Origin of the sequence: Pseudarthrobacter sp. LT1, assembly GCF_035621795.1 — a bacterium.
In the GTDB taxonomy this organism is placed as follows: domain Bacteria; phylum Actinomycetota; class Actinomycetes; order Actinomycetales; family Micrococcaceae; genus Arthrobacter.
The window spans coordinates 131,781-157,698 of sequence record NZ_CP141830.1; the positions used below are offsets into that span (position 1 = coordinate 131,781).

Here is a 25,918-nt window from a genome sequence, read left to right on the forward strand (position 1 = left end):
CCTTACTTCTTCGTCATCCTGTACCGCTCAATCTGCCGCAACCGCCGCAGGAGGCTGTCGCGCCGCGGGTGCGGGACGGCGTCGGGATCTTCCGCGGTGAGGTCGATGTGCTTGGTGCCGTACTGCCAGAGGAGAAGGTCGTCCAGGAGCCGGTCCGGGCCGGGGGAGTAGCGGTGGTCCAGGGCCTTGCGGACCTCCGTGATCTGGTTGGCGCTGAGCAGCCCGGCCAGCTGCATGGTCTGGTTGAGCCCGTGCGCGGCGAGGAGCTCGGCCGCCCAGCCCCAGTCATCGTCCACCTTGCGGTCCACGTGCGGGAGCAGGGTCCGCCAGACGTCCCGGATCCGGTTGGGCGTCAGCGGGGCCGCACCCTCGCCGTCCATGTCCCAGTAGCCGCGGACTTCCTCGTAGCTTTCGTGAAGGTCAGAGAAGGCAGTTTCCACGGTTTCCAGCATGGCGGCGGTGGCGGTGAACTGCCGGTCGAAGTGCGGCGTCCAGGCGCGCGGGTCCTCGGCTTTGAAGCGGATGTCGTGCTCAATCTCGCTCCATGCGTGGGCGAAGATGGTGCGGATCTGGCACTCGAAGAAGTAGCTGCCGTTGGGCTGCAGATCCGGGTTGAAGACCTGCTGGTACTCTTTGACGGCTTCATTCTGGATGGTGCGCAGGATCAGGTGCCGGCTCGAATACCCGTAGGTTCCTGACTCGATGGAGCCGATGTCCTTTTCCCGGTCGCCGCGGCAGTCGAAAAGCTGCCGCTGGCGCTTGATGACATTGGCCACCGCGGCATTCTCCGCCGGCAGCTTGGTGATCACCCGGATGCCCACCATGTCATTGAGCGTGCGGAAAGGGTCCGGAAACTTCAGGAGCCTCCGCCCGCCCGGTTCAAGCGGCTCCTCGGTACGCGAGATCTTTTCCTTGAAGGATTCCACTGTCTTGGTGCGGCCGGTAACGAACAGCGGCGTGACCTCACTGTCCTTCAGCATGTCCCGCAAAACCAGCAGGACATCACGGGTAACCAGCTTCAGGGCAGGCCGGACGCGCTCATAGATCTCCACGTTGTGCTGCACCGACTCACGCAGCGGCTCGTCCAGGCTTTCCCAGTTACTCGGCATGATCCCAGCTTACGGCCGGGGTCCGACAGGAAGCCTTTTAGCGGTCTTTACGTTGCGGCTGCTGACGTGGACCCGCGCACCACCAGCGATGTCTCCAGGGTGACGCCGCCGGACCCCAGCGCCTTCCCCTCCATGAGGCCGCGAAGCTGCTCCCCGGCCTTCTGACCCAGGGCGGTGGCCGGCAGGTGCACACTGGTCAGGCCCGGATTGCTCGTAGCCGAATAGGGCAGGTCGTCGAACCCGGCCACGGCCAGCTCCCCGGGGATCCGGATTCCCCCAACCCGCGCTTCCTGCAGCACCCCGTACGCGTGGGTGTCGGTGGCGCAGGCGACGGCGGTTACCCCCGCGCGCTGCCAGTCCGGCCACGCTTCGGCGAACGCGCCCGCCGCCGCGCCGACGTCGATGGTGGTGCTGATAATGCGTTCCGGGCTTACGGTGACGCCACGGGAGGCGGCTTCCGCCAGGAACGCTGCGCGCCGGACCGCGAACGTCCCGGTGCCGGTCACGCTGTCCACATAGGCAGCTTCCCTGTGCCCGGCGTCGGCCAGGTGCGCCGCCAGCTGGCGTGCCCCGCTGGCCACATCCAGGTTCACGGAGGGCGCGTAGGACTCCAGCCCCGGCGCATCAAGCAGGACAAGGGGCGACGGCGACGCCAGGTCTTCGAGGAACCCCGCGTTGGGTGCGTCCACCAGCAGCCCCGCCGGCCGCAGGGACATCAGGCGCCGGACGTCGTCGGCCTCCGGAAACTCGCCGGCCTCGGTGACGGACAGCAGCAGCTGGTACTGCGGGCCCAGCGATTCCCGCACCCCGGCAATCACCTTGGCAAAGAACGGGTTGGAGATGTCCGGCGCCACCAGGATCACGATCGAGCTGACCCCCTTGGCCAGGGAACTGCCGATCCCATCTACCACGTACCCCAGCTCCGCAATGGCCTCCCGTACCCGGGAAATGTTGTCCTCGGCCACGCGGCCGGCTGTCTTGCCATTGGCCACCAGCGACACCGTGGCCACCGAAACGCCGGCCCGCGCAGCGACCATCGCCGCCGTCACCCGCCGCGGCCGTGGCCGTTGCTGCTGCACCTGTTCCCCGGAATCCATACTTTGATCGTAGTAGGCGCGGCCGGGCGCCGGTCCCGCCTCAAAAAGATGGGCATGGTGAGAGTGGTGAACTTCTATGCCCACCAAGGCATCAAGCGTTTGACGTGCGGTAATGCCGCGACAACGTTAAGCGTTTGACGTACACCACAAAACCCTGCCATGATCACTCCCGGAATACTCAAGACCCCTGCCTCCCCGGCAGGCCCCAATGACGTGGAGCACCATCGTGGAACCTAATCCCCAAGAGAATCAGTCCCGGCCGGGTTCAACAGAACCCCGGAAGATCATCCTGGACTGCGACCCCGGCCACGATGACGCCGTGGCCCTGCTGCTGGCACACGGCAACGCCAACATCGAACTGCTGGCCGTCACCACAGTGGTAGGCAACCAGACCCTCGAAAAAGTCACGCGCAACGCCCTTGCCGTCGGGACCATCGCCGGCATCACCGGCGTCCCCTTTGCGGCCGGCTGCCCCCGCCCGCTGGTCCGCAGCATCGAAACCGCACCGGACATCCACGGCGAGTCCGGGATGGACGGCCCCGCCCTGCCCCAGTCCACCATCGAACTGGACCCGCGCCACGCCGTCGACCTCATCATCGACACCGTCATGGCGCACGAGCCCGGCACCGTCACCCTGGTCCCCACCGCCGGCCTGACCAACATCGCCATGGCCGCCCGCAAGGAACCGCGCATCGTGGAACGCGTCAAGGAAGTGGTCCTCATGGGCGGCGGCTACCACGTGGGCAACTGGAGCGCCGTGGCGGAGTTCAACATCATCATCGATCCCGAGGCCGCGCACATCGTCTTCAACGAAAAATGGCCAGTTGTGATGGTGGGCCTGGACCTCACCCACCAGGCGCTGGCCACCCCGGACGTGGTGGAAAAGATCGCGGCCATCGGCACCAAGCCTGCCAAGTTCGTCACCGAACTGATGGACTTCTTCGCCCACACCTACAAGGACGCACAGGGCTTCGACTACCCGCCGGTCCACGATCCCTGCGCCGTCGCGTACGTCATCGACCCCAGCATCGTCAGCACCCGCAAGGTTCCCGTGAACATTGAACTCCAGGGCACGCTGACCTTGGGCATGACCGTGGCGGACTTCCGCGCCCCGGCCCCCGCCGACTGCCACACCAGCGTGGCCGTGGACCTGGACCACGCACGATTCTGGGACCTGGTCACCGACGCGCTGGAACGCATCGGCGAGCCAATTACCACCGGCAACACGGACGACGGCGGACGCAGCGAAGGTGCGTCGCCCACCAGCGGCAACGCGGCCGACGTCGTACGTCCGGGCGCTGCCTCCCTCACCACCGGAGGGGTCAAGTAAATGACGACCGCAACCATAACTGAAACCAAGACCGGCCGCGGCAACATCGCCGCCCTCATGACCGCCCTGCTGGCAGCCTGCGTGGCGTTCCAGCTCAACGCCTCCATGCTCAGCCCCGCCTTGGTAACCATGGGCCAGGAACTCAAGGCGGACCAGGCCCTGATCGGCCTCTCCCAGACCTGGTTCTTCACCGCTGCCGCGCTGTTCTCCCTGTTCCTTCCCCGCTTGAGCGACATCGTGGGCCGCAAGAAGGTCCTGGTGGGCATGATGCTGCTCATGGCCGTGGGCTCCGTCATCGCAGCGCTGGCCCCGGACATCACGTGGCTCTTCGTGGGCCGCATCATCCAGGGCGTCAGCGGCCCCACCGTCCCGCTCTGCCTGATCATGCTGCGGTCCGCCGTCAGCAACCCCCGCAAGTACGGCACCCTCATGGGCCTCATCACCGCAGTCAACGGCGGTGTGGCCGGCGTGGACTCCTTCGTGGGCGGCTACTTCGCCGAGCACTTCGGTTTCCGCAGCATCTTCTGGCTGATGGTGGTCCTGGCCCTCGCGGCCACCGCCCTCATCATGTTCCTCGCCTCCGAAAGCAAGCCCGGCGCCGGCACCCGGATGGACTGGCGCGGCGTGTTCTTCATTGTGGTGGCCGTCGGCGCCCTGCTCACCGCGCTCAACGAAGCAGCCAAGCTCGTGGCCGGCTTCAACTCCGGCACGCTGCTGCTGAGCCTGGCGCTGGTCCTGGTATCCGCCGTCGCGTTCTTCGCCTTCTGGCGCACCGAACAGCGCACCGCCCAGCCCATGGTGGAAACCGTGCACCTGCGCCAGCGCGCCACCTGGGCGCCGCTGCTCACCACCACCCTGACCATGACCGGCATCTTCGCCGTCATCAACGGCATCGTGCCCGCCTACGTCCAGGCCGCCGACCCGGGCTTTGGCGTGGGCCCCACCGAAATGTCACTGATCATCCTCACCCCGTACGCCCTGCTGGGCTGGCTGGTGGGCCCGCTCAGCGGCAAGCTTGCACCCGTCCTCGGGTACACCAAGGTGCTGCGGATCGGGCTCCTGGGCAGCATCGCCGCGCTCGCCGTCATCGCCTTCCTGGGCCTGCACAGCCTGCCGATGATGATCGCCGGAACGGTCTTGCTGGGCATCATGTACGCCGGTACGGTCAACATCATGCTCAACGGACTCGGCGTTGTCCTCTCGCCTGCCGGTAACCCCGGCTTCCTCCCCGGCATGAACGCCGGCGCCTTTAACCTGGGCGCGGGCCTGAGCTTCCTCATCCTGCCCGCCGTGCTGGTGGCGACCTCCGCACTCGGGGATGCGACCGCGTCGTACCTGACCGTCGTACTCGTCGGGCTGGCGCTGACCGTGGCCGCGTTCGCGGCGTCGCTGCTCATCCCCAAGCCGGTTGAGGCCGAGGTGGCCCCATGAGCAGCGCGGGCGTTGGGCACCCAGGCCGGATCGTCGTCGTCGGCTCCCTGAACGCCGACCTCACCATCTACTGCGAGCGGCTCCCGCAGCCCGGCGAAACCGTGCAGGGCAACGGCTTCGCCGTGAACCCCGGTGGCAAGAGCGCCAACCAGGCCGTGGCCGCGGCCCGGCTGGGCGGCCACGTCAGCCTGGTGGGTGCCGTGGGGGAGGACGCCAACGGCAACATGCTCGAGGCCTCGGTGGCCGGCGCAGGCGTGGACGTCAGCCATGTCCGCACGTCCAGCGAGCCCACAGGTGTCGCCGTGATCGCCGTGGACGCCCGCGGCGAGAACAACATCATCATCTCGGCCGGTGCCAACGGCACGTTGTCCCCGGCGGACGTGGCCGGCGCCGGGGACGTGCTGGAGGGGGCTGCCGTGGTGAGCCTGTGCCTGGAGGTCAGCACGGACACCGTGCTCGCCGCCGCACAGGCAGGGCACGACGCCGGCGCAACAGTTTTGCTGAATCTCTCGCCGTATGCGGAGATCCCGTCAGCCCTGGCCGGGTTGGCGGATGTCCTGCTGGTCAACGCGCATGAGGCCGCGCTGTTCCTGGCTTCTGAAATCCCGGGGGCGGACGCTCCTGCTGAGGAGTGGGACGCGGTGCGGGAGCGGTTCGCCGGCCACGGAATCCGGCAGGTCCTGGTGACGCTGGGCTCGCAGGGGTCCGTGGTGCTGGACTCGCTCGCCGCGCCCGGCGCCCGGGTGACCCGTGTGCAGCCCACCACGGTTGGTGCCGTGGACACCACCGGTGCCGGCGATGCCTTCACGGGTGCCGTTGCAGTGCGGTTGGCGGCGGGCGATGCACTCGCGGATGCCGCCGCATTCGCCTCCGTTGCCGCGGCGCTGGCCACCACCCGCAAAGGGACGCAGGCGGCGTACCCGGAAGCGGCCGACGTCGAACGCCGCCTCGGTACCGCCTAAGGCCGCCTTCACCCCCATCGATTGCTCCTCACCGGCACCCTAGCCTCGCAAGCTCGGCCAGGGAACCCTGCCGGCGTGGGCCCAAGGCCCTTTTCGTGCGTCAAAACGGCGTTTGCGGAGCAACCGATGGGCTACGCGTGGGCCTGGGCCTGGGCGGACGCGCGTTCTACGGCGGGGCAGTGGATCTTTGCCGGTCCGCCGGGGGCGGGATCGATTCCCAGCAACACCCGCACGCCGGCGGCACCGAGTTCGTAGTGCGGGAGGGCCACGGTGGACAGCGGCGGCCGGAGGTGTGCGGCAATGACTTCCTGGTTGTCGAAGCCCACCACGGCGATGTCGCCGGGGATGGACAGCCCGTGTTCGCGCAGGCCGTCGTAGAGGCCCATGGCCATCCGGTCGTTGTAGCAGAACACGGCCGGTGCCCCGCGCTCGAGCAGCCCGGCCGTGGCCAGGTAGCCGCCCTCCTGGTCCGGATAGGCCTCCATCACCAGGTCCGGGTCGAACGGAATGCCGGCATTCTCCAATGCCTGCCGGTAACCGGCCAGCCGCCCGTCCTTGGCCGGTGCCGGGATGGTGGCATTAATGAACGCGATCCGCCGGTGGCCGTGCGCCAACAGGAGTTCTGTCGCTGAGCGGCCGCCCTGGACCTCGTCCGGAACCACGGCCCGGGCGCCCTGTTCGTTGGAGAAGCAGTTCACCAGGACGAAGTCCGCTTCCCGCAGCGGGGCCGGAATGTCCGTCTGGCGGTGGAACCAGGTGGAATAGAGGATGCCGCGCACCTTGTACTCCAGCATCATGGCGATAGCGTCCTGCTCCAGCTCACTGTTGCCCTCGGTGTTGGCGATGAGCAGCGCATACCCGTGCTTCCACGCCTCATCCTGCGCCCCGTGGATGATCTGGCCGGCAAAGGGCGTGGTGGCCACGCCGTCGGCCACCAGACCGATGAACTTGGACGTCCCGCTGACCAGTGTCTTTGCCATCGCGTTGGGCCGGTAGCCCAGCGCGCGGATGGCGTCCTTGACCCGTTGGCGGGTTTCCTCCGCGATCCGGGCATCCTTTTTCTTGTTGACCACCAGCGAGACCGTGGCGGTGGAAACACCGGCTGCTTCGGCCACGTCCCGGAGGGTAACGGGATGCGGCCGTTCCGGCGCTTTCGGCGAGGGGCGCTGTGGTCCGCGTGCGGATGCCTCCGCGCCATTCTCCATTGAACTCATCTGCCCTCCTTCAGGAGTATAACCATCGGCAGTGGCGGTCATCCCTTGGTCGCCCCGCTTTCGAGTCCCTGGATCATGGCCTTGTTGAGCACCAGGAATACCAGCAGCAGCGGGGTGATGGTGACGCAGACGGCGGCGAACGTGGCCGTCCAGTCCACCTTGCCCATGGCCCCGATGTAATTCTGCAGCCCCAGCGGAATGGTCTTCAAATCCTCCGACAGCACGAACGTGTTGGCGAAGATGAAGTCGTTCCAGATGAAGATGCTGTTGACCAGCACCACGGTGACCACGGTGTTTACGGACAGTGGAAGGGTGATCAGCCCGAAGATCCGGTAGGGCCCCGCGCCGTCCAGGGACGCTGCCTCGTACGTCTCCTTCGGGATGTACTCGTAAAACGAGGAGAACAGGTACACGGACATCGGCAGCGAAAAACCAGCCAGCGGGATGATCATCGACTGGTAGGTGTCCAGCAGGTTCACCTGCGAATAGTCGATGAACAGCGGGACCAGCGCGATCTGGACAGGGACGATGATCCCGATCAGGAACAGCCCGCGGACCAGCTTGCTGAACCGGAACCCCAGCACCTGGATGGCATAGGCGGCCATCATCCCCAGCAGGACGATCAGGACGTTGGCGCCCATGGTCACCACGAAGCTGTTCAGGATGTTCCGGCCCAGGTCCCCCGTTTCGAAGGCCCTTGCGTAGTTCTCCCAGGTCAACGAGCCGGGCAGCGCGAACGGGTCCCCGGTGGCAAAGTCCTGTTCGGTGCGCAGGCTGGTGAGGAACAGCCAGGCCAGCGGGTACACCTGCACGATCACGATCAGCATGATCAGTACGCGGGACAAGGTGCGGAACAAGTCCGGCCGGCGCTTGCGGCGCTGCAGTGGCCGCCTTGGAGGTTCGACGGCGGTTGGCCGGGTTGGCGGGGCTGCCTGGGTGATCATGCGTCTGCCTTCCGCTTGAGCAGGAACAGGATGAGGCCGACTGCGACGAGGCACTCGACCACAATGAACACCGAGATGGTGCTGGCATAGCCGAAGTCCGTGCTGGTGAAGGCCGTCTTGTACATGTAGGTGGTGAGCAGTTCAGAGGACTGGCCCGGGCCGCCGTTGGTCATCAGGTAGGGGATATCGAAGCCGCGCAGGCCGTAGGTGGTGGCCATGATGGTGGTGGTGATCCACACCGGCCGGATGTACGGGAACCGGATCTTGGTGAACAGGGTCCACCGGGAGGCGCCGTCCAGGACCGCGGCCTCTTCGAGCTCCTTGGGGACCGCGAGCAGCGCCGCGTAGATGATCAGCATGTAAAGCCCCGTGAAGCGCCAGCCTTCCGGAGCGGAGACGGCGGCCAGGACCGTGCCCACGTCAGAGAGCCAGGGCCGTTCCAGGCTGCCCAGGCCCACCCAGGCGAACAGCTGGTTGAGCAGGCCCACCGGTTCCAGGGAGTAGATCCGGACGAACAGGAAGGCGATGGCCACGGTGGAGATCACGGCCGGGAGCAGGTACAGGGTCTTGATCAGCTCCCGTCCGCGGCGGAGGGAGGTGAGCAGGCTGGCCACCAGCAGGGCGCCACCGAGTTGCAGGATCAGGCAGATGGCCAGGTAGACCAAAGCGTTCCCAAAGGCACGCCAGAAGATGTCATCACCGGTGAACATCCTGAGGTAGTTGTCCAGGCCGACGAATTCCATGTCGCTGATGCCGTTCCAGGAGAAGAAGCTCAGGACCAGCGACTGGAGGATGGGGAAGAGGACCGCTGCGCCGTAAAGCAGGAGCGGGGGGAGCAGGAAGACCAGGACGGAAGTCCGTGACCTGTTGGGCAGCATGGCGGACCTTTACTTGAAGAACTTGGGGGCGTTCTGGGCGATGGTGCTGTCCAGGGTGTCCGTGAACTGTTGCGGCGTGATTTCACCCTGTACCAGGAGGACAAGCTCCTGCTGCAGCCGGCCGTTGGTGGTGGGGTCCAGCTGGGTGTCCCATGGCATGGCCTGCTTCGAACCGAGGTCCTTGGCCTGGTCAAGCGCCTTCCGGTACAACGGGGTGGCGTTGGCCGGGATGGTGGTTTCGACGTCGGTGGTGGGGGAGAGCGCGCCGGTGGCCGCATATTCGGCGGGGTACTTCTGCAGGGCGAACTTCAGGAAGTCGCTCACCAGCGGATCGTAGGTCTTGGCGTTGACGGCCATGCCGATGCCCGACGGCGACACGAACTCGTTCGCGGCTGTCACCGACCCGGCGGTGGTGGGCAGGGTGAAGAAGTCGATGTCGTTGCGCACGGCGGGGTCCAGCTTGTCCGTGGCCAGGCTGGGCAGCTCCCAGGTGCCGATGTTGTACATGGCAGCCTGCCCGGATGTGAACTGGTTCTGCGCGTCGGAGTAGCCCTGGGCGGAGAAGCCGTCCTGGAAGCACTTGGCCTTGCCCAGTTCCGCCATCCAGTTGATCGTCTTCTGCCCTGCGGCGTCGGTGAACCTGGCGTCGCCCTTCTTCAGTTTCTGGACGAAGTCAGGCCCGGCTGCCCGGAACGGCTGGTAGGCGACGTACCGCTCCAGCGGCCACTGGTCCTGCCCGTCGATGGCGATGGGCGTGATGCCCTTGCTGCGCAGCGCCGTGCACATTGCGGGGATGTCGTCCAGGGATGTGGGCACCGCTACCCCGGCCTTCGCCAGCAGTGCCTTGTTGTACCACATGAACTCCAGTTCGAACTGGAACGGGATCATGTACAGGGACCCGTCGTCGAACCGCTGGTAGTCCAGGGCGCCGGGGCGGTAGTTGTCGTAGATCCCCAGGGTCTTCAGGAGCTTTCCGGCATCCAGCATCTTGCCCTGCTTCGCCAGCTGCTGGGCGAAGGGCGTGGCATCGGTGTCGAACAGTTCGGGCAGCTTGTTCGCTGCCGCCAGGGTTTCGAGCTTCTGGATGTAGGACGGCCGGTCCGGGGTGGTGATGAGGTTCAGCTTGAAGCCCGGGTGGTCCTTGCCGTAATCGTCGGCCAGTTTCTTCATGATGTTGATGACTGCGCCATCGGCCGGGCGGGACAGCAGCCACGATATTTCGCGGGGCTTGATCTCTCCCGTGGGGGCGACGTTGGCGGTGTTGGTGGCGCCTCCGCCTCCGCAGCCTGTCAGGGCAAGGGCGGTAACTGCTGCCACGGCGGCAGCGCGGAACAGGGTCTTCATTGCGGCAATCTCCTCTGATTGGAGTGGATCTTCCTAAAACGGGTCGGGTGGAACGGAGCGGTATTCAGTTGTTGGTGCGCTTGCGCACTTCAAACTGGGCGACGGTGGCCGAGCCTTCGCCGGCGAACACACCAATGGCGCCGCCGGGAAGGTCGTAAATGCGGGTGCTGAGGGCCACCTCGCGGTCCACGACGGCGACACACAGGTCTTGGTCCACCACTACCTCCAGCGTGTGCCGGCCTGGCGGGAGGTGGCACGGGCGTTCCAGTTCGATGGCGAACGGGACGTCCCCGGAGACATGCCACTGGGCGTCCCCGTGGGCGGCCCGGGGCCAGCGGTCGAAGACCATGCGTCCGCGTTTGGGCTCGAGGCGGAGGATGTAGGAGTGGTCGCCGTCCGGGGTGGAGCGCAGCAGTAGTCCGCATTCAGTGGTGCCGGGGCCGATGTCCAGTACCGCCCTGGCGTAGAACTGGCTGGGAAGTTCAGTGGTGGCAACGGCGGCGCTGTAGCCGTCCGGGACATCGAGCCGGAGGGGCAGCCTGCGGTCAACCGGCTGGCCCTCCAGTTCCAGGGGCACCTCGTCCCAGAAGCTGTCCACCAGCTCGTCGGCGAACCCGAAGGCCAAGGTCCCGTCGGCGTTCTGCCGTGCCTCCAGGACCGCCATGGTGCCCGCCCACTGCCAGGCGCCGTCGTCGGAATTTCCTTCCTTGCTGGCGATCCAGCCGAAGAAGAACCGGCGGCCGTCCCGCTCCGCGGTTTTGGAGGCGTAAAAGGCGCGCCCGTCGATGCTGTCGCGGGCCGGGACCGTCCAGGGGCCGGTGGGGCTTTTGGCCATGCGGTAGCGGGTTGTGAACGTTTCGGAAAACTCGGAGTAGACCATGTACCACCAGCCGCCCCACTCGAACACGTCCGGGCATTCGTGGGTGACGTAGCGGCGGGGATCCCAGAACGGGTCGGTGTGGGTCCAGGTCATCAGGTCGGTGGACACGCATTGTGCGATGACGCCGCGCCGGCGCTCTGGGCCGTCGGCATGCCTGGCGGCCAGGAGCATCCGCCACAGCCCCGCGTCCTCGTCACGGAAGACGAAGGGATCGCGCCAGTCGGCTGACCCGTAGCCGTCCGGTGCGCCGAAGGCGAGCTCGGGGTGTTTCGACCACGTGCCCGTCCCGTCGGTGCTGGTGGCGTGCATGACCAGCTGCAGCGGCAGGCCGTCCGGTCCCAGGTTGTCGGGGTTCTGCCCTGTGTAGAACAGGTGGTGCACGCCGGACTCATCGGCCACGATGCTGCCGGTGTAGCAGTTGAAGTCCGGGTCCTCCGCAGACCCGTGGGGAAGCGCCACGCCGTGGTCCTGGAACTGGATGAGGTCCTTGGTGGTCACCAGGTTCCAGGCGGTTCCCGGCTTGGGCTCGCTGCGGACCTCGTGAAGGTAGAAGAGCTGGAACTCGCCGTCCTTCTGGAAGGGGATCAGGTCCCCAACCCAGGCATCGGCGGGCTGGAAGAAGACTGGATAGCTCATCGGCGGTGATGTCCATTTCTGCTAAAGCGTTTTATCACCCTGAAGGTAGCGTCTATTTGGTGGCTGATCAAGCGTTTTAGCAAAAATACTCTCCACGCTGGCTCAGGCGGGAAATGTGACGGGCGCTCCTTCGGCCCAGACCCTTGACCGCTTGGGTTCCCTGTCGCTAGCCTCTCTTGCTTAAGCGCTTAATCAACGTGGATCCATGGGCTCACTACGGTTCGGTCCCCCTTGAGCGCTCTCCGGCAAAGCCGCCGCCCCACGAGAGGAAGTCAATGATGACCTACGCCATCTCCCGCCGCCATGTCCTGCAGGGGACCGGAGCCGGGGCCCTCGCCCTGCTCGGTAACAGTACCCGGCGCGGGACCCCTGCCAAGGCGCAGCGGTCCCTGCGTGCGCATTTCCACATGACCCCGCCGTCGGGCTGGCTGTGCGATCCGCAAAGGCCCGTTTTCCTCGACGGCACCTACCACCTCTACTACCTGCATTCCGCGCAGAACAACGGTCCCGGCGGCTGGGACCACGCCACCACCGCGGACGGCGTCGCCTACGCACACCATGGCGCAGCATTGCCGCTGCAGCCGGACTTTCCCGTCTGGTCCGGCTCGGCCGTCGTGGACAGCGACAATACGGCCGGCTTCGGGGCGGGCGCCCTGGTTGTCCTGGCGACACAGCCCACCGATGGGATCCGCAAGTACCAGGAGCAGTATTTGTATTGGTCAACCGACGGCGGCTACACCTTCACTGCCCTGCCTGCTCCCGTGATCCCCAATGCTGACGGCCGGACCGCCACCACGCAGGCGGAGATCGATAATGCGGAATGGTTCCGTGACCCGAAGATCCATTGGGACAAAGCCCGCGGGGAGTGGGTGTGCGTCATCGGCAGGGCCAGGTACGCGGCCTTTTACACCTCGCCGAATCTCCGCGACTGGCAGTTGAAACGGAACTTCGACTATCCCAACCACGCGCTGGGCGGCATCGAATGCCCGGACCTTTTCGAGATGACCGCCGGCGACGGCACCCGGCACTGGGTGCTCGGCGCCAGCATGGACGCCTACAGCATCGGACTGCCCATGACCTACGCCTACTGGACGGGAACGTGGGACGGGCAGCAGTTCCTTGCCGATGACGTGGCCAACCCGCAGTGGCTGGACTGGGGCTGGGACTGGTACGCGGCGGTGACGTGGCCGGCCGTGGAAGCACCGGACGCACGGCGGTATGCCGTGGCGTGGATGAACGACTGGAAGTACGCGGGCCGGGATGTCCCCACGGATGCGACAGATGGCTACAACGGGCAGAACTCCATCGTCCGGGAGCTGCGGCTGGAGCGCCAGGGCGGAGGCTGGTACACCCTGCTGAGCAGCCCGGTTGCCGCGCTCACCGGCTACGCCACCTCCGCCACAGTGCTTCCTGACCGGACAGTGGATGGCAGCACCGTCCTGCCGTGGCATGGCAGCGCCTACGAGTTGGAGCTGGACATCTCCTGGGACACGGCGGCAAACGTGGGGGTATCGGTTGGCCGCTCTGCGGACGGCAGCCGCCATACGAACATTGGCAAGTACGGGGCCGAGGTGTATGTCGATCGTGCACCATCGGACCGGGCAGAGTGCCCGCTGGTGCCCTACACGCGCGCAGCGGCACCCATAGATGCGGCTGCGCGGTCGGTCCACCTTCGCGTCTTCGTGGACACCCAAAGCGTGGAAGTATTCGTGAACGCCGGCCACACGGTGCTCTCCCAGCAGGTGTATTTTGCCGACGGCGACACCGGCATATCGTTGTACACCGACGGCGGTCCGGCAACCTTTTCCGGGATCACCATCCGCGAATTCGCGGCCACGGCCGCCTGATCACCTCAGCCCAGGCCCTCCAGCGTGACGCCGGTGTGCTCAGCGAGCCGGGACAGCAGGGCGTCCTGGAACCGCGGATCATTGGCGGCCGGGTGCGGGGCCTGGAGGTGCTGGTGGTACCAGTAGCCCCCGCTGGCCAGGGCGGCCGGGTCATTACTGGTAGCCAGCCATTCCTGGGTGCGGTGGCCCAGTTCCAGGCTGTCCGGGGCCGACCGCCCGCCCATCCGGGTGGGCACCCAGCCGGGATCCACCGCGTTGCTGGCGACGCCCGGCACCAGCCGGGCCACTGCTGCCGACAGCGCAGTGACGTGCAGCTTGGTGGTGGAGTAGGAGGCCGTCGTCGTGCGTCCTGCCCAGTCCAGGCCGTCCAGGCCGGTGTCGCCGCCCCGGTGCATGCCGCTGCTCAGGTAGATGAGCCGGCGGGGGCCGGGAATGAGTGCTGTCAGGAGGTACGGGGCCACCACGTTCACCGGCAGCAGCGTCGTGCCGCTGAGGACGCCGGCATTGTGGATGACGGCGTCGATGCCGCCGATTCCGTTGACGTTCTCCGCGATCTTCCGGACGTCCGCCAGGATGGCCAGGTCCCCGACAACGCTCTGCGCCCCGCGGTCCAGCAGGTGCTGGACTGCGGGGATCCGTTCCGGGGACCGTGCGTGCACGATGACCTCATGGCCGTCCCGCAACAGCGTGTCCGCAGCCGCGTGGCCAAGTCCGTCGGTGGATCCGGTGATGAAGACGCGTGCCATGCTGGGCCCTTCCTCTGCCTGGGTTTTCCTTACGCTACCCGGATCAGCCGCGCTTCCGGCCCAGGATCAGTGCCAGCAGTCCTCCGAAGACCAGAAACAGCAGTCCCACCACCAGCAGCCCGGTGTTGACGCCGGTGGCGGCCGGAGGCTTGGACTCGGAATCGCTGGCCACTGCCGGTACGGCGTCCCCGGCGGCTGCTGCGGTGTGGGTGTTGCGGCCGGTGGGCTGGACCACGGATGAAATTGTGCCGTCCAGGAAGGGGGTGGCGGCGTGGGTGCCGGAAATCGTGGCCGGCGTCGCCGGCGTGGTGCCGGCGGCATGGGCGGCTGCGCTGTTGGAGGCCAGAAGGCCGCCTGCGATCACTGCGCTGAGCAGGCATCCACGGATAGTGCGGTGCATCATTTGGAGTTCTCCTGAAAGTTGGATCGGGCCTACTGCTTAGCCCGGGATTGGCTCATTCCGCGTTGGGGCGCAGAGGGGCCTCAATTAGTCAGGAAAGGATCCGGGGTAGAAGGACACAGGGTCCGGGGCAGTGGGCAGGCTGCCCTGGACGGCGGTTGAGCCGGACGCCGGCATCTGCAGGTTTTGGCCGTCCAGCCAAGCGGGCATGGCGCTGCCATTGCCGGAGAAGTTGCTTCCGCCGGTGGCACCTGGGACGCCGGGCAGCAGATCAGCCGGCCCGCGGGACGGCGGGCTCTGCGGATCCGCCCCCGTCAGGAGGGGCCTCCCGGCGGACGGCTTCATCCCCGGGCCGCACGGCAGGCTACTGCTGTGAAACTTCCCATGGGACAGCGGGATCTCGTGGAGGGGCCGGGCGGAGTCCGGCGCTGTGCCGCGGATCCCAACTTCCAACCCGGCTGCCACAACTTCCAGTCCGGCCAGCCCGGCAGGCGCGGCATCACCGGCCTGCGGATTGTCGACACCCGCGGGGAGAGAGGCCGGGGTCGTGGGCGGGGGTGCAATGGGTGCCGGCAAAGGAGCGGCGCTGATGACCGGTTCGAGGACCGGAGCAAGCGGCTCCAGGACCGCGCCTGCCACGGGAACAACGGCTCCCACCGTTTCGCCGGCAACGCCGTCCACAGTGCCAATGGCGGGATCAACCACTGCGGACACGGCTCCTGCCGGTACCACGGTGCTGACCACCGGAACAGCCTGCACAACGTCGTCGGCCACGGCGGTGACGTCCTCCACGGCCGGGCGGAGGGGAGGCGACGCTACAGGTGACGGGGTGGCCTGGGCGCTTGCCGGTCCGGATTCCACTGGTTCCAGGACGACTCCGGCCTGGTGAGTGAGGGTGGCGGTGGCCGATGCCAGCGTGGACGGTCCGGCACCCGGAAGCGGGTCGCCGGGAGCGGAGGTATCAGCGGATGCACCCGCGGCGGACAAAGCGATCCACGATGCGGCCGCCGCCACCGCGAGCAAGAGGGGGCGCAGGAACGTCCAGGCAGCCAGTCTTGACTTCACCTAGTACGCCTCCCCCCAGAGTTACCTGCAAACAATGCTGCCCACCATAAGCACAGCCGTGCAGCAGAGTCCAACCACCTTCGGGAGCGCAATCAAAACCAGGCGGTCACATGTTTGCCCTGCTCAGGCGGCGTCGGTCGGGGCGGCACGGTGGTCAATGTCTGCGGTCAGGGTGTCAATGCGGTCCATGGCTTCGCTGAGTTTCTGGACGGCGGCCCACAGGTCCGGCTGCTGCTGACGGACCTGCTCCAAGGTGGCCCCGGTGGAGCGGAGTGATCCGAGGTCGAAACTGACATTGGTGCGGGCGCCGGCCACTGCCGCGCGGAGGGCGCCGAACGCGACCACGACGTCCGCGACCAGTGACCGGTTGCCGTTGGTGGCCAGCCAGGCGAGGTCGTCAATGGCTTCGATGGCCCGTTCGCCCAGGACAGCGGATGCGGCCGCAGCCTCCACGGATGCCCGGCGGATGGCTTCGTCCCGTTCCGGGCCCGGCTCGCGCCGGAAGGCGGCACCGAAGGCTTTGGAAGCGGACGCGTCGTCATCTGCCAGCTGCAGGGCTTCCCGGCGCAGCGCCCTGGCGCGTGTCCGTATCCCGGCCGGCTCCCCGCCGTCGTCCTCCCCGTTGCCGCTGTAGCCGGCGACCATCGACGTCAGCGACGCCGCCACCGCCAGCATCAGACCGGTCCCCGCGCCCCCGCCCGGCGAACCCGTGGACTCCGCCAGTGCGCGTGTCCACTCCTCAACAGTCGAATCCTGGGTGGTTACTTCAGCCTCTTCCATGCCAGGAACCGTGCCCACAAGGGCCACCGGCTAAACGGAAACAGCCGTAATGCCCGCGCTGGCCCAGTTATGGCTGCGGGACCCTGGGAAGTCCAAGGTCCCGCAGCCCATGCCAGGGGCAAAAGTGGGCCAGTCTGACGCCGTCCCGCGACGGGCGCCTGTAGTCTCGGCAAGGTGCAGCGGCATAGTTACCAGTACGGCCAGGACCCCAGCCAGTGGGGTGAGCTTTTCCTCCCGGATCTCCCTGTGGGCAGCAAGCACCGGGGTGTGGTGGTGGTGATCCACGGCGGCTACTGGCGCTCCACCTACGGCGCCGAACTGGGGGAGCCGCTGGCGAAGGACCTGGCGGAGCACGGGATGGCCGCCTGGAACCTGGAGTACCGCCGCGCGGGCAACGGCGGGGGCTGGCCGGGCACCTTCCAGGACATCCTTGCGGGCATCGACAAGCTTGCCGCGCTCGCAGGGCCGCACTCGCTGGACTTGGGCAAAGTAGTGGCGCTGGGACATTCTGCCGGCGGCCACTTGGCGGTGTGGGCTGCGGGCAGGGACCGGCTGGACGGGCTTGGGGCGGCGGAGGCCCGCCAGATGGAGAACACGAACGACGCCGTCCGCCTCACCGGGGTGGTCAGCCAGTCCGGCGTGCTCAATTTGGCCGAAGCCGAAAGGCTGGGCCTCAGCAACGGCGCCGTGGGCAATTTGCTGGGCGGACCGTCGTCGGACTTCCCCGGGCGCCACCGCGTGGCCGACCCGATGGCCGCACTGCCGCTGGACGTTCCGGTCTACGCCCTCCACACGACGGAAGATGAGGATGTTCCCCTGGGTATGTCCACGACGTATGTGGAAGCCAGCCGTTCCGGACCCGTTCCTGCGCGGCTGATTACGGTGCCGGGGGACCACTTCGCGCTCATCGATCCCGCCGCGGAGGCCTATGTGACGTGCCGGGAACTGGTTGAAAAGCTGCTCGGCTGACACGAACTGCTGACTCAGGCCTCTTTCTGGCAGAGTATGACCATGCTCACAGTGATCGGCGAAGGCCTTGTTGACGTTGTCCAGCGCGCTTCCGGGATCGAGGCCCACGTGGGTGGCAGTCCCCTGAATGTCGCCGTGGGCCTGGCCCGGCTGGACCACCCGGTGCAGTTCATCGGCCGTTGCGGCCGCGACGCGTATGGGGACTCCGTGGCTGCGCACCTGCGCGCCAGCTCCGTCATGCTGCCGATGCCCCCGGACGAGCTGCCCACCAGCGTGGCCACCGCACTGATTGACGACGACGGCGCCGCCACCTACACCTTCGACCTCGCCTGGGAGCTGCCGCACCTGGCAGACCGGCTTGGCTTCATGCTGCAGGGAACCACCCTGCTGCACACCGGTTCCATTGCCACCATGCTGGCGCCCGGTGCAACCGAAGTGCTGGCCGCCGTCGAATACGCCCATCCGTCCGCCACCATCAGCTTCGATCCCAACTGCCGGCCCAGCATCATCACGGACGTGGACTTTGCGCGGCGGCAGGCGGAAAAGTTCGTGACGTTGTCCGACGTGGTCAAGGCCTCGGATGAAGACCTGGCCTGGCTTTATCCGGAACAGGATGTGCTGGATTCGGCCCGCAAGTGGCTGGCGCTCGGCGGCGAGGAAGGTCCGGCGATGGTGGTGGTCACCCGCGGTGCGGACGGGCCATGGGGCGTGTGCCGTGCTGGTGAAGCCGCCATTCCTGCGCCCAGGGTGGAGGTGGCGGACACCGTGGGGGCGGGGGATTCCTTCATGGCGGCGCTGCTGTCCGGCCTGGTGGACCGGGAGCTGGACGGCGCCCAGAACCGGCAGGACCTGCGCGACCTTCCCGTCGAAGGACTCTCCGAACTCCTGGAACATGCCGCCCGCGCCGCTGCTGTCACCGTGTCCCGCCCCGGTGCCAACCCGCCGACCCGGGAAGAACTCCACGGGGCTGAAACGGAAGCCTGAGGGAGCACCCCGAGCCGGCGGGGCGGTGGGGCCGGTCACTACCCCTCGTGGTTGTAGTAGGGCCAGGGCAGGAAGCGGCGCTCACCGCGGCGGTCCGGCCCGTCGAGGGTGACTTTTCCGGTGGCGGCCCACTCCACACCGCGCGGGAACATCCGGATGAACTCGATGCGCCGGAACGTGTCGATGTCGTGGCCGATGGTAATCGTGAAGCTGCGGCCGCTGCCATAGTCGTTGATCCAGGCGAGTGGCTGCTGCGTATTGATCCCGGGAAGGTTGGCGAGGCCTCCCTCGGGGATATCCACCGGGTAATGCGGCATGGGCCACATGGGCGCATTCTCGTAGGACTCCAGGTCATCGAATACTGACAGCAGCATTTCCGCGCCGTCGTACAGCTGCACGCCGGTCAGGATGTCGTCACCCGTGACGGTCCATGTCCCGCTGACGCCCTCGGTGATGGGATGGCGGGGCCCGGCGGTTTGCAGCCGGGCCTCACCCCAGGGCCGCGGCCGCAGCCCGGTGGGCACACTGAGTTTCGCGCCCCGCATGACGTTGTACTCCTCGGGGTAGCCCCAGTCGTCCTCCTGGACGGCCGAGCCGTGAAACCATACGATGCCCTTCCCGTCCTCATGGACAAACTTCAGCAGCGCGGCATCGGTTTCGGCACCGAAGCCCACCGCCTTTTCGTGGTACCCGTCCCGCCCCTCGAACACCACCAGGACCACGTCGTACTTATCGATGACGCCGGCTCCCAGTCCGCGCGGATCCTCCACGACGCGCACGTGGAACCTGCCCGTGTCCTCCAGGACAGCGGTAAGCCATTGGTTGTGCGCCCGGAAGCTGCGGAATTCGTTGTCATGCTCCCGGGTCATGTGCCCCGACAGGATAAGTGCCTTCAACTTTTCGGCCACTGCTGCCCGCTCCCTGCTCCTCGAGAGTTTTGGCGAAAGTCTACATACTTTAGTTTGAAAAAGACATAATGGTTGCTACGATCGGCATGCCCCTACAGAGAGTGAGCAACGATGCTTCTCGAAAGAGACCTCATCCAGTCCGCAGGCTTCCGCAACGTCACGGAAGGAGGGCGGGTAACCGGCTTCCAGTTCCGCGTCCGGATGCCCTCCTACCGGGGCATGGCGGCTTCCCTGGTCGATGGCGTCGCTGTGCGCGTCGGCAACCTGGTGGACGTGGGTCCGGACATTCCGTTGTGGACCTTTGGCGGACGGACCTTTTCCCTGCCGGAGCTGTGGGGCAGCGAAGGGGTCCGCTGGCCGCTTGAGGAAGCGGCGGTGATAACGGTTCCGTTCGACGGCGGCCTTCCGCAAGGTGTCCATGAACTGAGCATCGAGCTGCGGTTACGGATGTCCTACATACCTGTGGAGCACCAGCCCACCATCCACCGGGTCAGCCGCAAGGTCACGCTGGCGCCCGAAGGCGGCGACGGGACGTTCCGCTATGGAGTTTCCCTCTATAGCTACATGGGCGATTACGGCACAGTCCTGGACCTGGAAAGTGCCTTGGCCCACGTGGCTGATGTGGGCGCAACGGGGGTAGAGATCCTCGGCGAGGGGCACGTTCCCGGCTATCCTGAGCCCTCGCCGGCCTGGATCGACACATGGTTCAACCTGCTGGAAAAGTACTCCCTGGAGCCCACCAACTACGGTTCCTGGATTGATACCAGGCTCCACCCGGGCCGATCGATGACGGCCGCCGAAGGCGCGCAGGCCCTGCAGAGGGACCTGAAACTCGCCCACCGGCTGGGCTTCAGCTTTGTCCGGCCAAAAATCGGCGTGGTCTCCAGCGACCTCGTGCCGGACCCCATCTGGACTGAATCGGTGGAACGCTCCCTTGACCTGGCCCACGAGCTGGGAGTGGTCATCTGCCCCGAGATTCACTCTCCCACGCCCATCAAGCACCCGGTGGTGGATGACTACATTGGGCTCATTGAGCGGACGGGAACCAAGAACTTCGGCCTGCTCATCGACACCGGAATTTTCCAGGACCGGCCCATACCGCTGCGTGAAGGTGAGACCCGGGAAAGCCGTCCGGCGTTCCTTGACGGCATCGGCGTAAACCCCGCGGACTTCAAGGACATTGCCCAATATGTGGTGTTCATCCAGGCGAAATTCCACGACATTAACGACCGGCTGGAAGACCAGCAGATTCCCTGGCGTCGCGTGCTCCAGGCACTGAAGGACTCCGGCTATACCGGCTACCTCTCCAGCGAATACGAAGGCGAACGCACTCCTTGGCGGGCAATCGAGCAGGTGCGCCGCCAGCATGCCCTGATCCGCCGCATCACCTCCGAACTCGACTGACCATCACCATCCCAGTAAAGAGAACATCATGCCCAACGGACTTCTTGACGAATCCAGCCTCCGCGCCCACCCGGACGGACTTGCCCTTTCCCTCACCCTGCCGTGGTACCGGAGCCTCTGGCTCTCCTCGGTCACCAGCCTCCGGCTCACCATCGACGGCCAGGACGTCCCCCAAAGGGATCTGTCCCTGGAGGTCGGCGGCACCCGTTACGCGCTGCCCGACCTTCCGGCGCAGAGTGAAACCCTCTGGTACCTGCAGGAACACCCGCTGCTCATTGTCCGCCGTGACCGGCCCGCTGCTCCCGGGGACCACCACACCGTCCAGCTCATCGGCGAGCTCCGCCTGCCGTACATGCAGATTGCCCCGGGGCAGGACGGGGCCCCGGGCATGTATGTCCCCAACTTCGTGAACCAGGCACTTGAACTGGCCGTCACCGATGGACCTGCGCCCGCACCCCTACTCACGACGGCGGCGGCACCCCCTCCGCCGGCAACCGGGGAAGACCCCTTCGCCCTTGGGCTCACGCTGTATTCGGCAAGCGCCGAGTTCCGCGCCGGCTGGTACGACTTTGACGGGCTGCTGAACCGGGTTGCCGATCTTGGCATCGGCCCGGGCATCGAGATTGTGGCCTCCCAAGTGCTGCCCACCTACCCCCGCGTAACGGATGACTTCGCCCGGGCCTGGCAGACTGCGTTCGACAAGCACGGCTTCACCGCCAGTTCGTTCGGCGCAAACCTGGACATGGGCAGGCGCCGTGACCGGGACATGACGCCGGACGAGGAGTATGAGTTCACGGAGACCCTGTTCCATGGTGCGAAGAAGCTGGGGTTCCCCCTGGTCCGCATCCAGAGCGCCAAGCCGGGCCTTCTCCGCCGCCTCCTGCCGCTGGCCGAGAAGCTGGAACTCAAGATGGCCTACGAAATCCACGCGCCGATGGGACCCAACTCGCCGGAAATCATGAAGGTCCGGGACGTCTACGCAGAACTCGATTCGCCGTTGCTGGGGTTCGTGGCTGACTTTTCGTCCACCATGCACAGCATGTCGCCCACGCTCCTCCGTGCCGTGCGCCGGGCGGGCCTGGACGACGACTCCGTCGACACCCTCCAGGCAATCTGGGCCACCGATGCGCCTATGCGGGCCCGGCAGGAGGAATTCATCGGCTACCTCAAGGGCCGGGACTTTGACCCTGCCCGGCTGGGTTCCTTTGCGCACCTGGCCTTCAATATGCACGGCCACGTCAGCCCCGCGGAGTGGGCGGACATTATGCCCCAGATCCTGCACGTCCACGCAAAGTTCTATGACATCGACGAACATGGCGACGAGCCCGCCATCGACTACCCGGAGCTGGTGCGCGTCTTCGTGGAGGGCGGCTACCGCGGCTACTGGTCCAGCGAGTGGGAAGGCCACGCGTTCGCTGAACTGGGCGAAGTGGACCCGCTGGTGCTGGTCCGCAAGCAGCATGACCTCATCCGCAAGAGCATACGGTCCGTGCCGGCCACTGCCTAGCGGGGTTCCCCTGGAGCGGAGGCGGCGACAATGTCCGCCGCCTCCTTGAAGAGGGCGCGCATCCACTCATGTTCGGAGTCCCGGTCATGCGCGGGATGCCACCACAGGGCATTGACCAGCGGAGTGGCATCGAAGGGCAGCGGCAGGACACGCACGCCGTCCAGCTGCAGGGCAACCGGTGCCAGCGCTGCCTGGATCAGGCCGATCCGGTGCGTGCCCAGCACGAAATGGGGGAGGGCGAGGAAACTCTCAACCGTGACCTCCACCCGCGGTTCAATCCCCAGCTGCTGGATCTGGCGCTGGGCGGACGTAAATGCTGACCGGGACTGGTATGTCATCACCCACGGCAGCTCTGCGATGTTCTCCATGGTGATCTTTTCGCCGACAGCGCCGTTGGAGGAGGAAACGATGGCCACCCAGTCGTCGCGCCACAGGTCCTGGTACGGCAACCCGTTAAGGAAGCCGTGCGGGATGACCATGCCGTCCACCGAACGAAGACGGTTGGCGGCATCCTCCACCACCAGCGGATTGTGCAGCATGAACCGGAACCGGACTCCCGGGGCGCGCTGGGCCGCGAGTTCGGAAACAACGCGGCCGATGGTACTGAAGCCGTAATCGGAACCATAGATGGAAAACTCGCGTTCGGAGTCTGCCGGTTCCCATGATGCCTGGCTTTCAAAGACGCGGCGGGCAGCCTCAAGGGCGGCTGTGGTGTGTTCGGCCAGGCGCAGCGCGAAAGGTGTCAGCTCATAGGCGTTGCCGCGGCGGGCCAGGATGGGATCGCCAAAATGGGACCGCAGCCGTGCAAGGGAAGCGCTCAGTGCCGGCTGGCTCAAATGGAGGCGCTCCGCCGCCCTGGTAACGCTCCGTTCGGTGATGAGCGCGTCCAATGAGATCAGCAGGTTAAGGTCAAGCCGCGCGAGCGAAGCGTAGTTGGTCACGGAGCAGTCTTTCGATCGTGAAGCACGTCACGGAAGTTTATCAGCGCCCTCGATATCACCGGCAGGTTCCATCAATAGCTCCAATGGACCATGGACCTTTTGCATGACCCCGGCCAGACTTATGTCTGCCATAGCAAAGACTTATGTGCTTTTCCTACACATCTCACCCATACTGGTGAGTGACCGGGATCACCGCTCCCGGATGTTCTTCGACAACGAAGTCTGAAAGGCTGAACATGACACAGCACCGACGCTCCCTGGCACTCAAAGTTGCCGGCGCCCTTGCCGTCCCCACCCTGGCTGCCCTGGCCCTCACCGGCTGCTCATCCTCCGCTGAAAGCGCCAGCTCCTCCGGCAGCAAGGAATTCTCGCTCTCCTTCGCCACCTCCAACACCATCGAAAGCCCGTTCCAGAAGCTGGGCGAGGACTACATGAAGGCGCACCCGGACGTGAAGATCACGTTCAACCCGCAGCCCAACGACTCCTACGACCAGACCCTCCGGACGCAGCTGCAGGCCGGCAACGCCTCCGACGTAGTGGTCACGACCCCGGGTTCAGGCCAGGGCCGCAGCATCCTGCCGCTGGCCGAGGCCGGCTTCCTTGAGCCGCTGGATGACGCGGCCAGGAAACTCCTGCCGGCTGGAAGCGACAGCACCTTCGGCAAGGACGGCAAGGTCTACGGCCAGGCAACGGAAATCACCGTTGCTGCCCTTGTCTCCAACGAGGCAGCGGTCAAGGCCGCGGGACAGTTCCCCGCGGACTTCGCAGCCCTGGAAGACCAGTGCAAGACCCTTGAATCGTCCGGCAAATCGCTCTTTGCCATCGCCGGCTCGGCCCCTCCCAACACGGGCCTGATGGCCATGTCCCTGGCAGCCACCCGGGTGTACGCCGAAGACCCCAAGTGGAATGACAAACGCGCCGCCAAGGAAGTGACGTTCGCGGGTTCGGACGGGTGGAAGTCGGCGCTGGAAGCGGTCAACACCCTCAAGGACGCCGGCTGCTTCCAAAAGGGCGCTGCCGGTGCCGGCTTTGACGCCATCACCAAGGGCCTCGCAGGCGGCACCGCCGTGGCCGGCTTCATCCCGGCTCCCAGCTGGAAGCAGCTGGCGTCGGCCGCGTCCGGTACCGATTTCGCCGTCCGCGCGCTTCCCGCCGACAAGGGCGGCAAGGATTATGTCTACGCCAGCGCCAACTACGCCTTCTCCGTCAACGCGGCCTCAAAGAACAAGGACGCTGCCAAGGCCTTCCTCGACTGGGCCGCGGAGCCGGAGCAGACCAAGGCATTTGCCGAGATCGACGGCGCCCTCCCCGTCAGCGGACTGGACAAGTACGACTTCGAAGGCGGCGCCTACAAGAACGTGGGTGAGCTGATCAAGAACGGAAACTACAGCCCCCTGCCCAACATCCAGTGGCCCAACTCCGCCGTGTACGACGCGCTGGCCACCGGTGTCCAGGGAATCATCACGGGCCAGAAGAGCCCTGACCAGGTGCTGCAGGCCATGGACGCAGCCTGGGGCTAGGCGCAGCGTTCTTCACCACCGACGGTCCAACAACTCAAAGGGACAAGCAAGGAAATACCATGACTGCGACGATGCAACCGAAAAGCGAAGCAGCTGAAGCACCCCGGAGAGGCAGGCGTACCCCGGGGGCGGGCCAAAGCACCCGCTCCCGGGGCCACGGCCTGGAGTTCGGACACTGGTGGTGGGCGCTGCCCGGGACAGCCCTGGTGTTTGCCATCCACTATGTGGCAACCGGCATCGGCGGATTTTTTGCCTTCACCAACTGGACGGGCATCGGCGCGTTCAAGATCACGGGCTGGGCCAACTTTGAAGCGATCTTCAAGGACCCCACCAAAGTCGGGGCTCTCTCAAACACGCTTTTCCTGGCCTTCGGCTCGGTCTTCCTGGGCAATATCGCCGGACTGATCATTGCCCTGGGGCTGAACCGGGTGATCAAGACGCGCTACATCCTCCGCACCCTGTTCTTCATGCCGGTAGTGCTCAGCCCGCTGGCCACGGCCTACATCTGGAAGTACATCTTCGACTTCGACGGCCCGCTCAATGCATTCCTCACGGCGATCGGCGCCGGGGACCAGGCCAAGCCCTGGCTCGCGGATCCGCAATGGGCCATCTGGACCGTCCTGGTGGTCCTGGTCTGGTCATCCACCGGCTTTGCCATGGTCATCTTCATGGCCGGCCTGGCGGGCGTTGCAGTGGAAGTGGAAGAAGCGGCAGCCATAGACGGCGCCAACCTGTGGCAGCGTTTCCGCAACGTCACCCTTCCCGCGATCCGCCCCGCCGTCGCCATTGCCACCACGCTTGGCATCGTCCAGGGACTGCGCGTCTTCGACCCCATCATGGCGCTCACCGGCGGGGGACCCGCAGGGGCCACGGAAACGTTGGCCACCCAGGTCTACAAGCAGGCCTTCGCGCTGGGTAACTTCGGCGGCGGCGCTGCCCTTGCCCTGGTGCTGGCCGCCATTATCTTGTTCTTCGCCGTAATCCAGCAGCGGCTGACGCGTTCGAACCCCGAGGACTAGGCC

Annotated in this window: 23 protein-coding genes; 10 read left to right on the top strand and 13 right to left on the bottom strand. The window is 66.2% G+C overall.

Annotation, left to right across the window (positions count from 1 at the left end; genetic code table 11):
• Window positions 1–2: 2 nt before the first annotated feature.
• Together VIK36_RS00665 and VIK36_RS00670 are read right to left on the bottom strand one after the other, a co-directional pair.
• Window positions 3–1,109, bottom strand: coding sequence for a RelA/SpoT domain-containing protein (locus VIK36_RS00665; protein WP_324643712.1), 1,107 nt, complete (start codon window positions 1,107–1,109; stop codon window positions 3–5).
• Window positions 1,110–1,156: 47 nt separating this feature from the next.
• Window positions 1,157–2,146, bottom strand: coding sequence for a LacI family DNA-binding transcriptional regulator (locus VIK36_RS00670; protein WP_420716279.1), 990 nt, complete (start codon window positions 2,144–2,146; stop codon window positions 1,157–1,159).
• A 268-nt stretch (window positions 2,147–2,414) separates the two neighbouring features.
• Here VIK36_RS00670 and VIK36_RS00675 point away from each other — a divergent pair, with 268 nt between their 5' ends.
• Genes VIK36_RS00675 through VIK36_RS00685 form a run of 3 tightly spaced genes read left to right on the top strand, consistent with a single transcriptional unit; the run spans window position 2,415 to window position 5,929 of the window.
• Complete coding sequence (locus VIK36_RS00675; protein ID WP_324643714.1) at window positions 2,415–3,536, top strand: nucleoside hydrolase; 1,122 nt, start codon at window positions 2,415–2,417, stop codon at window positions 3,534–3,536.
• Window positions 3,537–4,967 (top strand): MFS transporter, encoded by a 1,431-nt coding sequence (locus VIK36_RS00680; protein ID WP_324643715.1) that lies wholly within the window; start codon window positions 3,537–3,539, stop codon window positions 4,965–4,967.
• Window positions 4,964–5,929, top strand: coding sequence for a ribokinase (locus VIK36_RS00685; protein WP_324643716.1), 966 nt, complete (start codon window positions 4,964–4,966; stop codon window positions 5,927–5,929). The genes VIK36_RS00680 and VIK36_RS00685 overlap by 4 nt, the downstream gene beginning before the upstream one ends.
• A gap of 131 nt (window positions 5,930–6,060) precedes the next feature.
• On the opposite strand, the gene VIK36_RS00690 is transcribed toward VIK36_RS00685, so the two are convergent.
• From VIK36_RS00690 to VIK36_RS00710, 5 genes are all read right to left on the bottom strand, one after another.
• Window positions 6,061–7,143, bottom strand: coding sequence for a LacI family DNA-binding transcriptional regulator (locus VIK36_RS00690; protein ID WP_324643717.1), 1,083 nt, complete (start codon window positions 7,141–7,143; stop codon window positions 6,061–6,063).
• A gap of 38 nt (window positions 7,144–7,181) precedes the next feature.
• On the bottom strand, window positions 7,182–8,087 hold the full coding sequence (locus VIK36_RS00695; RefSeq protein ID WP_324643718.1) for a carbohydrate ABC transporter permease: 906 nt from the start codon (window positions 8,085–8,087) through the stop codon (window positions 7,182–7,184).
• The gene (locus VIK36_RS00700; RefSeq protein ID WP_324643719.1) at window positions 8,084–8,965 is read right to left on the bottom strand and encodes a sugar ABC transporter permease; all 882 of its coding nucleotides are present in this window, start codon (window positions 8,963–8,965) and stop codon (window positions 8,084–8,086) included. The genes VIK36_RS00695 and VIK36_RS00700 overlap by 4 nt, the downstream gene beginning before the upstream one ends.
• A gap of 9 nt (window positions 8,966–8,974) precedes the next feature.
• Window positions 8,975–10,309, bottom strand: a complete 1,335-nt coding sequence (locus tag VIK36_RS00705) for an ABC transporter substrate-binding protein (RefSeq protein ID WP_324643720.1) — start codon at window positions 10,307–10,309, stop codon at window positions 8,975–8,977.
• 64 nt (window positions 10,310–10,373) lie between these two features.
• Entirely contained in the window at window positions 10,374–11,825 is a 1,452-nt protein-coding gene (locus tag VIK36_RS00710) for a family 43 glycosylhydrolase (protein WP_324643721.1), read from the bottom strand.
• A 278-nt stretch (window positions 11,826–12,103) separates the two neighbouring features.
• Here VIK36_RS00710 and VIK36_RS00715 point away from each other — a divergent pair, with 278 nt between their 5' ends.
• On the top strand, window positions 12,104–13,672 hold the full coding sequence (locus VIK36_RS00715) for a glycoside hydrolase family 32 protein (protein ID WP_324645339.1): 1,569 nt from the start codon (window positions 12,104–12,106) through the stop codon (window positions 13,670–13,672).
• A gap of 5 nt (window positions 13,673–13,677) precedes the next feature.
• Here the strand turns inward: VIK36_RS00715 and VIK36_RS00720 are convergent, their stop codons facing one another.
• The 4 genes from VIK36_RS00720 to VIK36_RS00735 all read right to left on the bottom strand — a co-directional run bounded on the left by VIK36_RS00720 (window position 13,678) and on the right by VIK36_RS00735 (window position 16,663).
• On the bottom strand, window positions 13,678–14,418 hold the full coding sequence (locus VIK36_RS00720; protein ID WP_324643722.1) for an SDR family NAD(P)-dependent oxidoreductase: 741 nt from the start codon (window positions 14,416–14,418) through the stop codon (window positions 13,678–13,680).
• A 43-nt stretch (window positions 14,419–14,461) separates the two neighbouring features.
• On the bottom strand, window positions 14,462–14,821 hold the full coding sequence (locus tag VIK36_RS00725; RefSeq protein WP_324643724.1) for a hypothetical protein: 360 nt from the start codon (window positions 14,819–14,821) through the stop codon (window positions 14,462–14,464).
• A gap of 84 nt (window positions 14,822–14,905) precedes the next feature.
• Complete coding sequence (locus VIK36_RS00730) at window positions 14,906–15,883, bottom strand: hypothetical protein (RefSeq protein ID WP_324643725.1); 978 nt, start codon at window positions 15,881–15,883, stop codon at window positions 14,906–14,908.
• A gap of 123 nt (window positions 15,884–16,006) precedes the next feature.
• A complete protein-coding gene (locus tag VIK36_RS00735; protein ID WP_324643726.1) occupies window positions 16,007–16,663 on the bottom strand; it encodes a cyclodeaminase/cyclohydrolase family protein in 657 nt (218 codons plus the stop codon).
• Between the two features lie 174 nt (window positions 16,664–16,837).
• On the opposite strand from VIK36_RS00735, the gene VIK36_RS00740 reads away from it, so the two are divergent.
• The gene (locus VIK36_RS00740; RefSeq protein ID WP_324643727.1) at window positions 16,838–17,632 is read left to right on the top strand and encodes an alpha/beta hydrolase; all 795 of its coding nucleotides are present in this window, start codon (window positions 16,838–16,840) and stop codon (window positions 17,630–17,632) included.
• Window positions 17,633–17,668: 36 nt separating this feature from the next.
• On the top strand, window positions 17,669–18,616 hold the full coding sequence (locus VIK36_RS00745) for a carbohydrate kinase (protein WP_324643728.1): 948 nt from the start codon (window positions 17,669–17,671) through the stop codon (window positions 18,614–18,616).
• Between the two features lie 38 nt (window positions 18,617–18,654).
• On the opposite strand, the gene VIK36_RS00750 is transcribed toward VIK36_RS00745, so the two are convergent.
• Window positions 18,655–19,524, bottom strand: coding sequence for a ThuA domain-containing protein (locus VIK36_RS00750; RefSeq protein ID WP_324643729.1), 870 nt, complete (start codon window positions 19,522–19,524; stop codon window positions 18,655–18,657).
• Between the two features lie 111 nt (window positions 19,525–19,635).
• Between VIK36_RS00750 and VIK36_RS00755 the strand changes: the two genes are divergently transcribed.
• Both VIK36_RS00755 and VIK36_RS00760 read left to right on the top strand, forming a co-directional pair.
• Entirely contained in the window at window positions 19,636–20,928 is a 1,293-nt protein-coding gene (locus VIK36_RS00755) for a C-glycoside deglycosidase beta subunit domain-containing protein (RefSeq protein WP_255173953.1), read from the top strand.
• 28 nt (window positions 20,929–20,956) lie between these two features.
• Entirely contained in the window at window positions 20,957–22,435 is a 1,479-nt protein-coding gene (locus tag VIK36_RS00760) for a C-glycoside deglycosidase beta subunit domain-containing protein (protein WP_324643730.1), read from the top strand.
• Here the strand turns inward: VIK36_RS00760 and VIK36_RS00765 are convergent.
• The gene (locus VIK36_RS00765) at window positions 22,432–23,376 is read right to left on the bottom strand and encodes a LysR family transcriptional regulator (RefSeq protein ID WP_255173955.1); all 945 of its coding nucleotides are present in this window, start codon (window positions 23,374–23,376) and stop codon (window positions 22,432–22,434) included. The genes VIK36_RS00760 and VIK36_RS00765 overlap by 4 nt on opposite strands.
• Window positions 23,377–23,612: 236 nt before the next feature.
• Here VIK36_RS00765 and VIK36_RS00770 point away from each other — a divergent pair, with 236 nt between their 5' ends.
• Window positions 23,613–24,896, top strand: coding sequence for an ABC transporter substrate-binding protein (locus VIK36_RS00770; RefSeq protein WP_324643731.1), 1,284 nt, complete (start codon window positions 23,613–23,615; stop codon window positions 24,894–24,896).
• A gap of 59 nt (window positions 24,897–24,955) precedes the next feature.
• Window positions 24,956–25,915, top strand: coding sequence for a sugar ABC transporter permease (locus tag VIK36_RS00775; RefSeq protein ID WP_324643732.1), 960 nt, complete (start codon window positions 24,956–24,958; stop codon window positions 25,913–25,915).
• Window positions 25,916–25,918 lie beyond the last annotated feature (3 nt).

What these genes read in the sequence shown, in the direction of transcription:
- VIK36_RS00670 (WP_420716279.1), bottom strand. Translation starts at nt 2,146, where the DNA reads ATGGTCGCTGCGCGGGCCGGCGTTTCGGTGGCCACGGTGTCGCTGGTG.
- VIK36_RS00725 (WP_324643724.1), bottom strand. Translation starts at nt 14,821, where the DNA reads ATGATGCACCGCACTATCCGTGGATGCCTGCTCAGCGCAGTGATCGCA.
- VIK36_RS00675 (WP_324643714.1), top strand. Translation starts at nt 2,415, where the DNA reads ATGACGTGGAGCACCATCGTGGAACCTAATCCCCAAGAGAATCAGTCC.
- VIK36_RS00665 (WP_324643712.1), bottom strand. Translation starts at nt 1,109, where the DNA reads ATGCCGAGTAACTGGGAAAGCCTGGACGAGCCGCTGCGTGAGTCGGTG.
- VIK36_RS00705 (WP_324643720.1), bottom strand. Translation starts at nt 10,309, where the DNA reads ATGAAGACCCTGTTCCGCGCTGCCGCCGTGGCAGCAGTTACCGCCCTT.
- VIK36_RS00775 (WP_324643732.1), top strand. Translation starts at nt 24,956, where the DNA reads ATGACTGCGACGATGCAACCGAAAAGCGAAGCAGCTGAAGCACCCCGG.
- VIK36_RS00700 (WP_324643719.1), bottom strand. Translation starts at nt 8,965, where the DNA reads ATGCTGCCCAACAGGTCACGGACTTCCGTCCTGGTCTTCCTGCTCCCC.
- VIK36_RS00735 (WP_324643726.1), bottom strand. Translation starts at nt 16,663, where the DNA reads ATGGAAGAGGCTGAAGTAACCACCCAGGATTCGACTGTTGAGGAGTGG.
- VIK36_RS00685 (WP_324643716.1), top strand. Translation starts at nt 4,964, where the DNA reads ATGAGCAGCGCGGGCGTTGGGCACCCAGGCCGGATCGTCGTCGTCGGC.
- VIK36_RS00745 (WP_324643728.1), top strand. Translation starts at nt 17,669, where the DNA reads ATGACCATGCTCACAGTGATCGGCGAAGGCCTTGTTGACGTTGTCCAG.
- VIK36_RS00695 (WP_324643718.1), bottom strand. Translation starts at nt 8,087, where the DNA reads ATGATCACCCAGGCAGCCCCGCCAACCCGGCCAACCGCCGTCGAACCT.
- VIK36_RS00680 (WP_324643715.1), top strand. Translation starts at nt 3,537, where the DNA reads ATGACGACCGCAACCATAACTGAAACCAAGACCGGCCGCGGCAACATC.
- VIK36_RS00715 (WP_324645339.1), top strand. Translation starts at nt 12,104, where the DNA reads ATGACCTACGCCATCTCCCGCCGCCATGTCCTGCAGGGGACCGGAGCC.
- VIK36_RS00760 (WP_324643730.1), top strand. Translation starts at nt 20,957, where the DNA reads ATGCCCAACGGACTTCTTGACGAATCCAGCCTCCGCGCCCACCCGGAC.
- VIK36_RS00690 (WP_324643717.1), bottom strand. Translation starts at nt 7,143, where the DNA reads ATGAGTTCAATGGAGAATGGCGCGGAGGCATCCGCACGCGGACCACAG.
- VIK36_RS00755 (WP_255173953.1), top strand. Translation starts at nt 19,636, where the DNA reads ATGCTTCTCGAAAGAGACCTCATCCAGTCCGCAGGCTTCCGCAACGTC.
- VIK36_RS00710 (WP_324643721.1), bottom strand. Translation starts at nt 11,825, where the DNA reads ATGAGCTATCCAGTCTTCTTCCAGCCCGCCGATGCCTGGGTTGGGGAC.
- VIK36_RS00720 (WP_324643722.1), bottom strand. Translation starts at nt 14,418, where the DNA reads ATGGCACGCGTCTTCATCACCGGATCCACCGACGGACTTGGCCACGCG.
- VIK36_RS00770 (WP_324643731.1), top strand. Translation starts at nt 23,613, where the DNA reads ATGACACAGCACCGACGCTCCCTGGCACTCAAAGTTGCCGGCGCCCTT.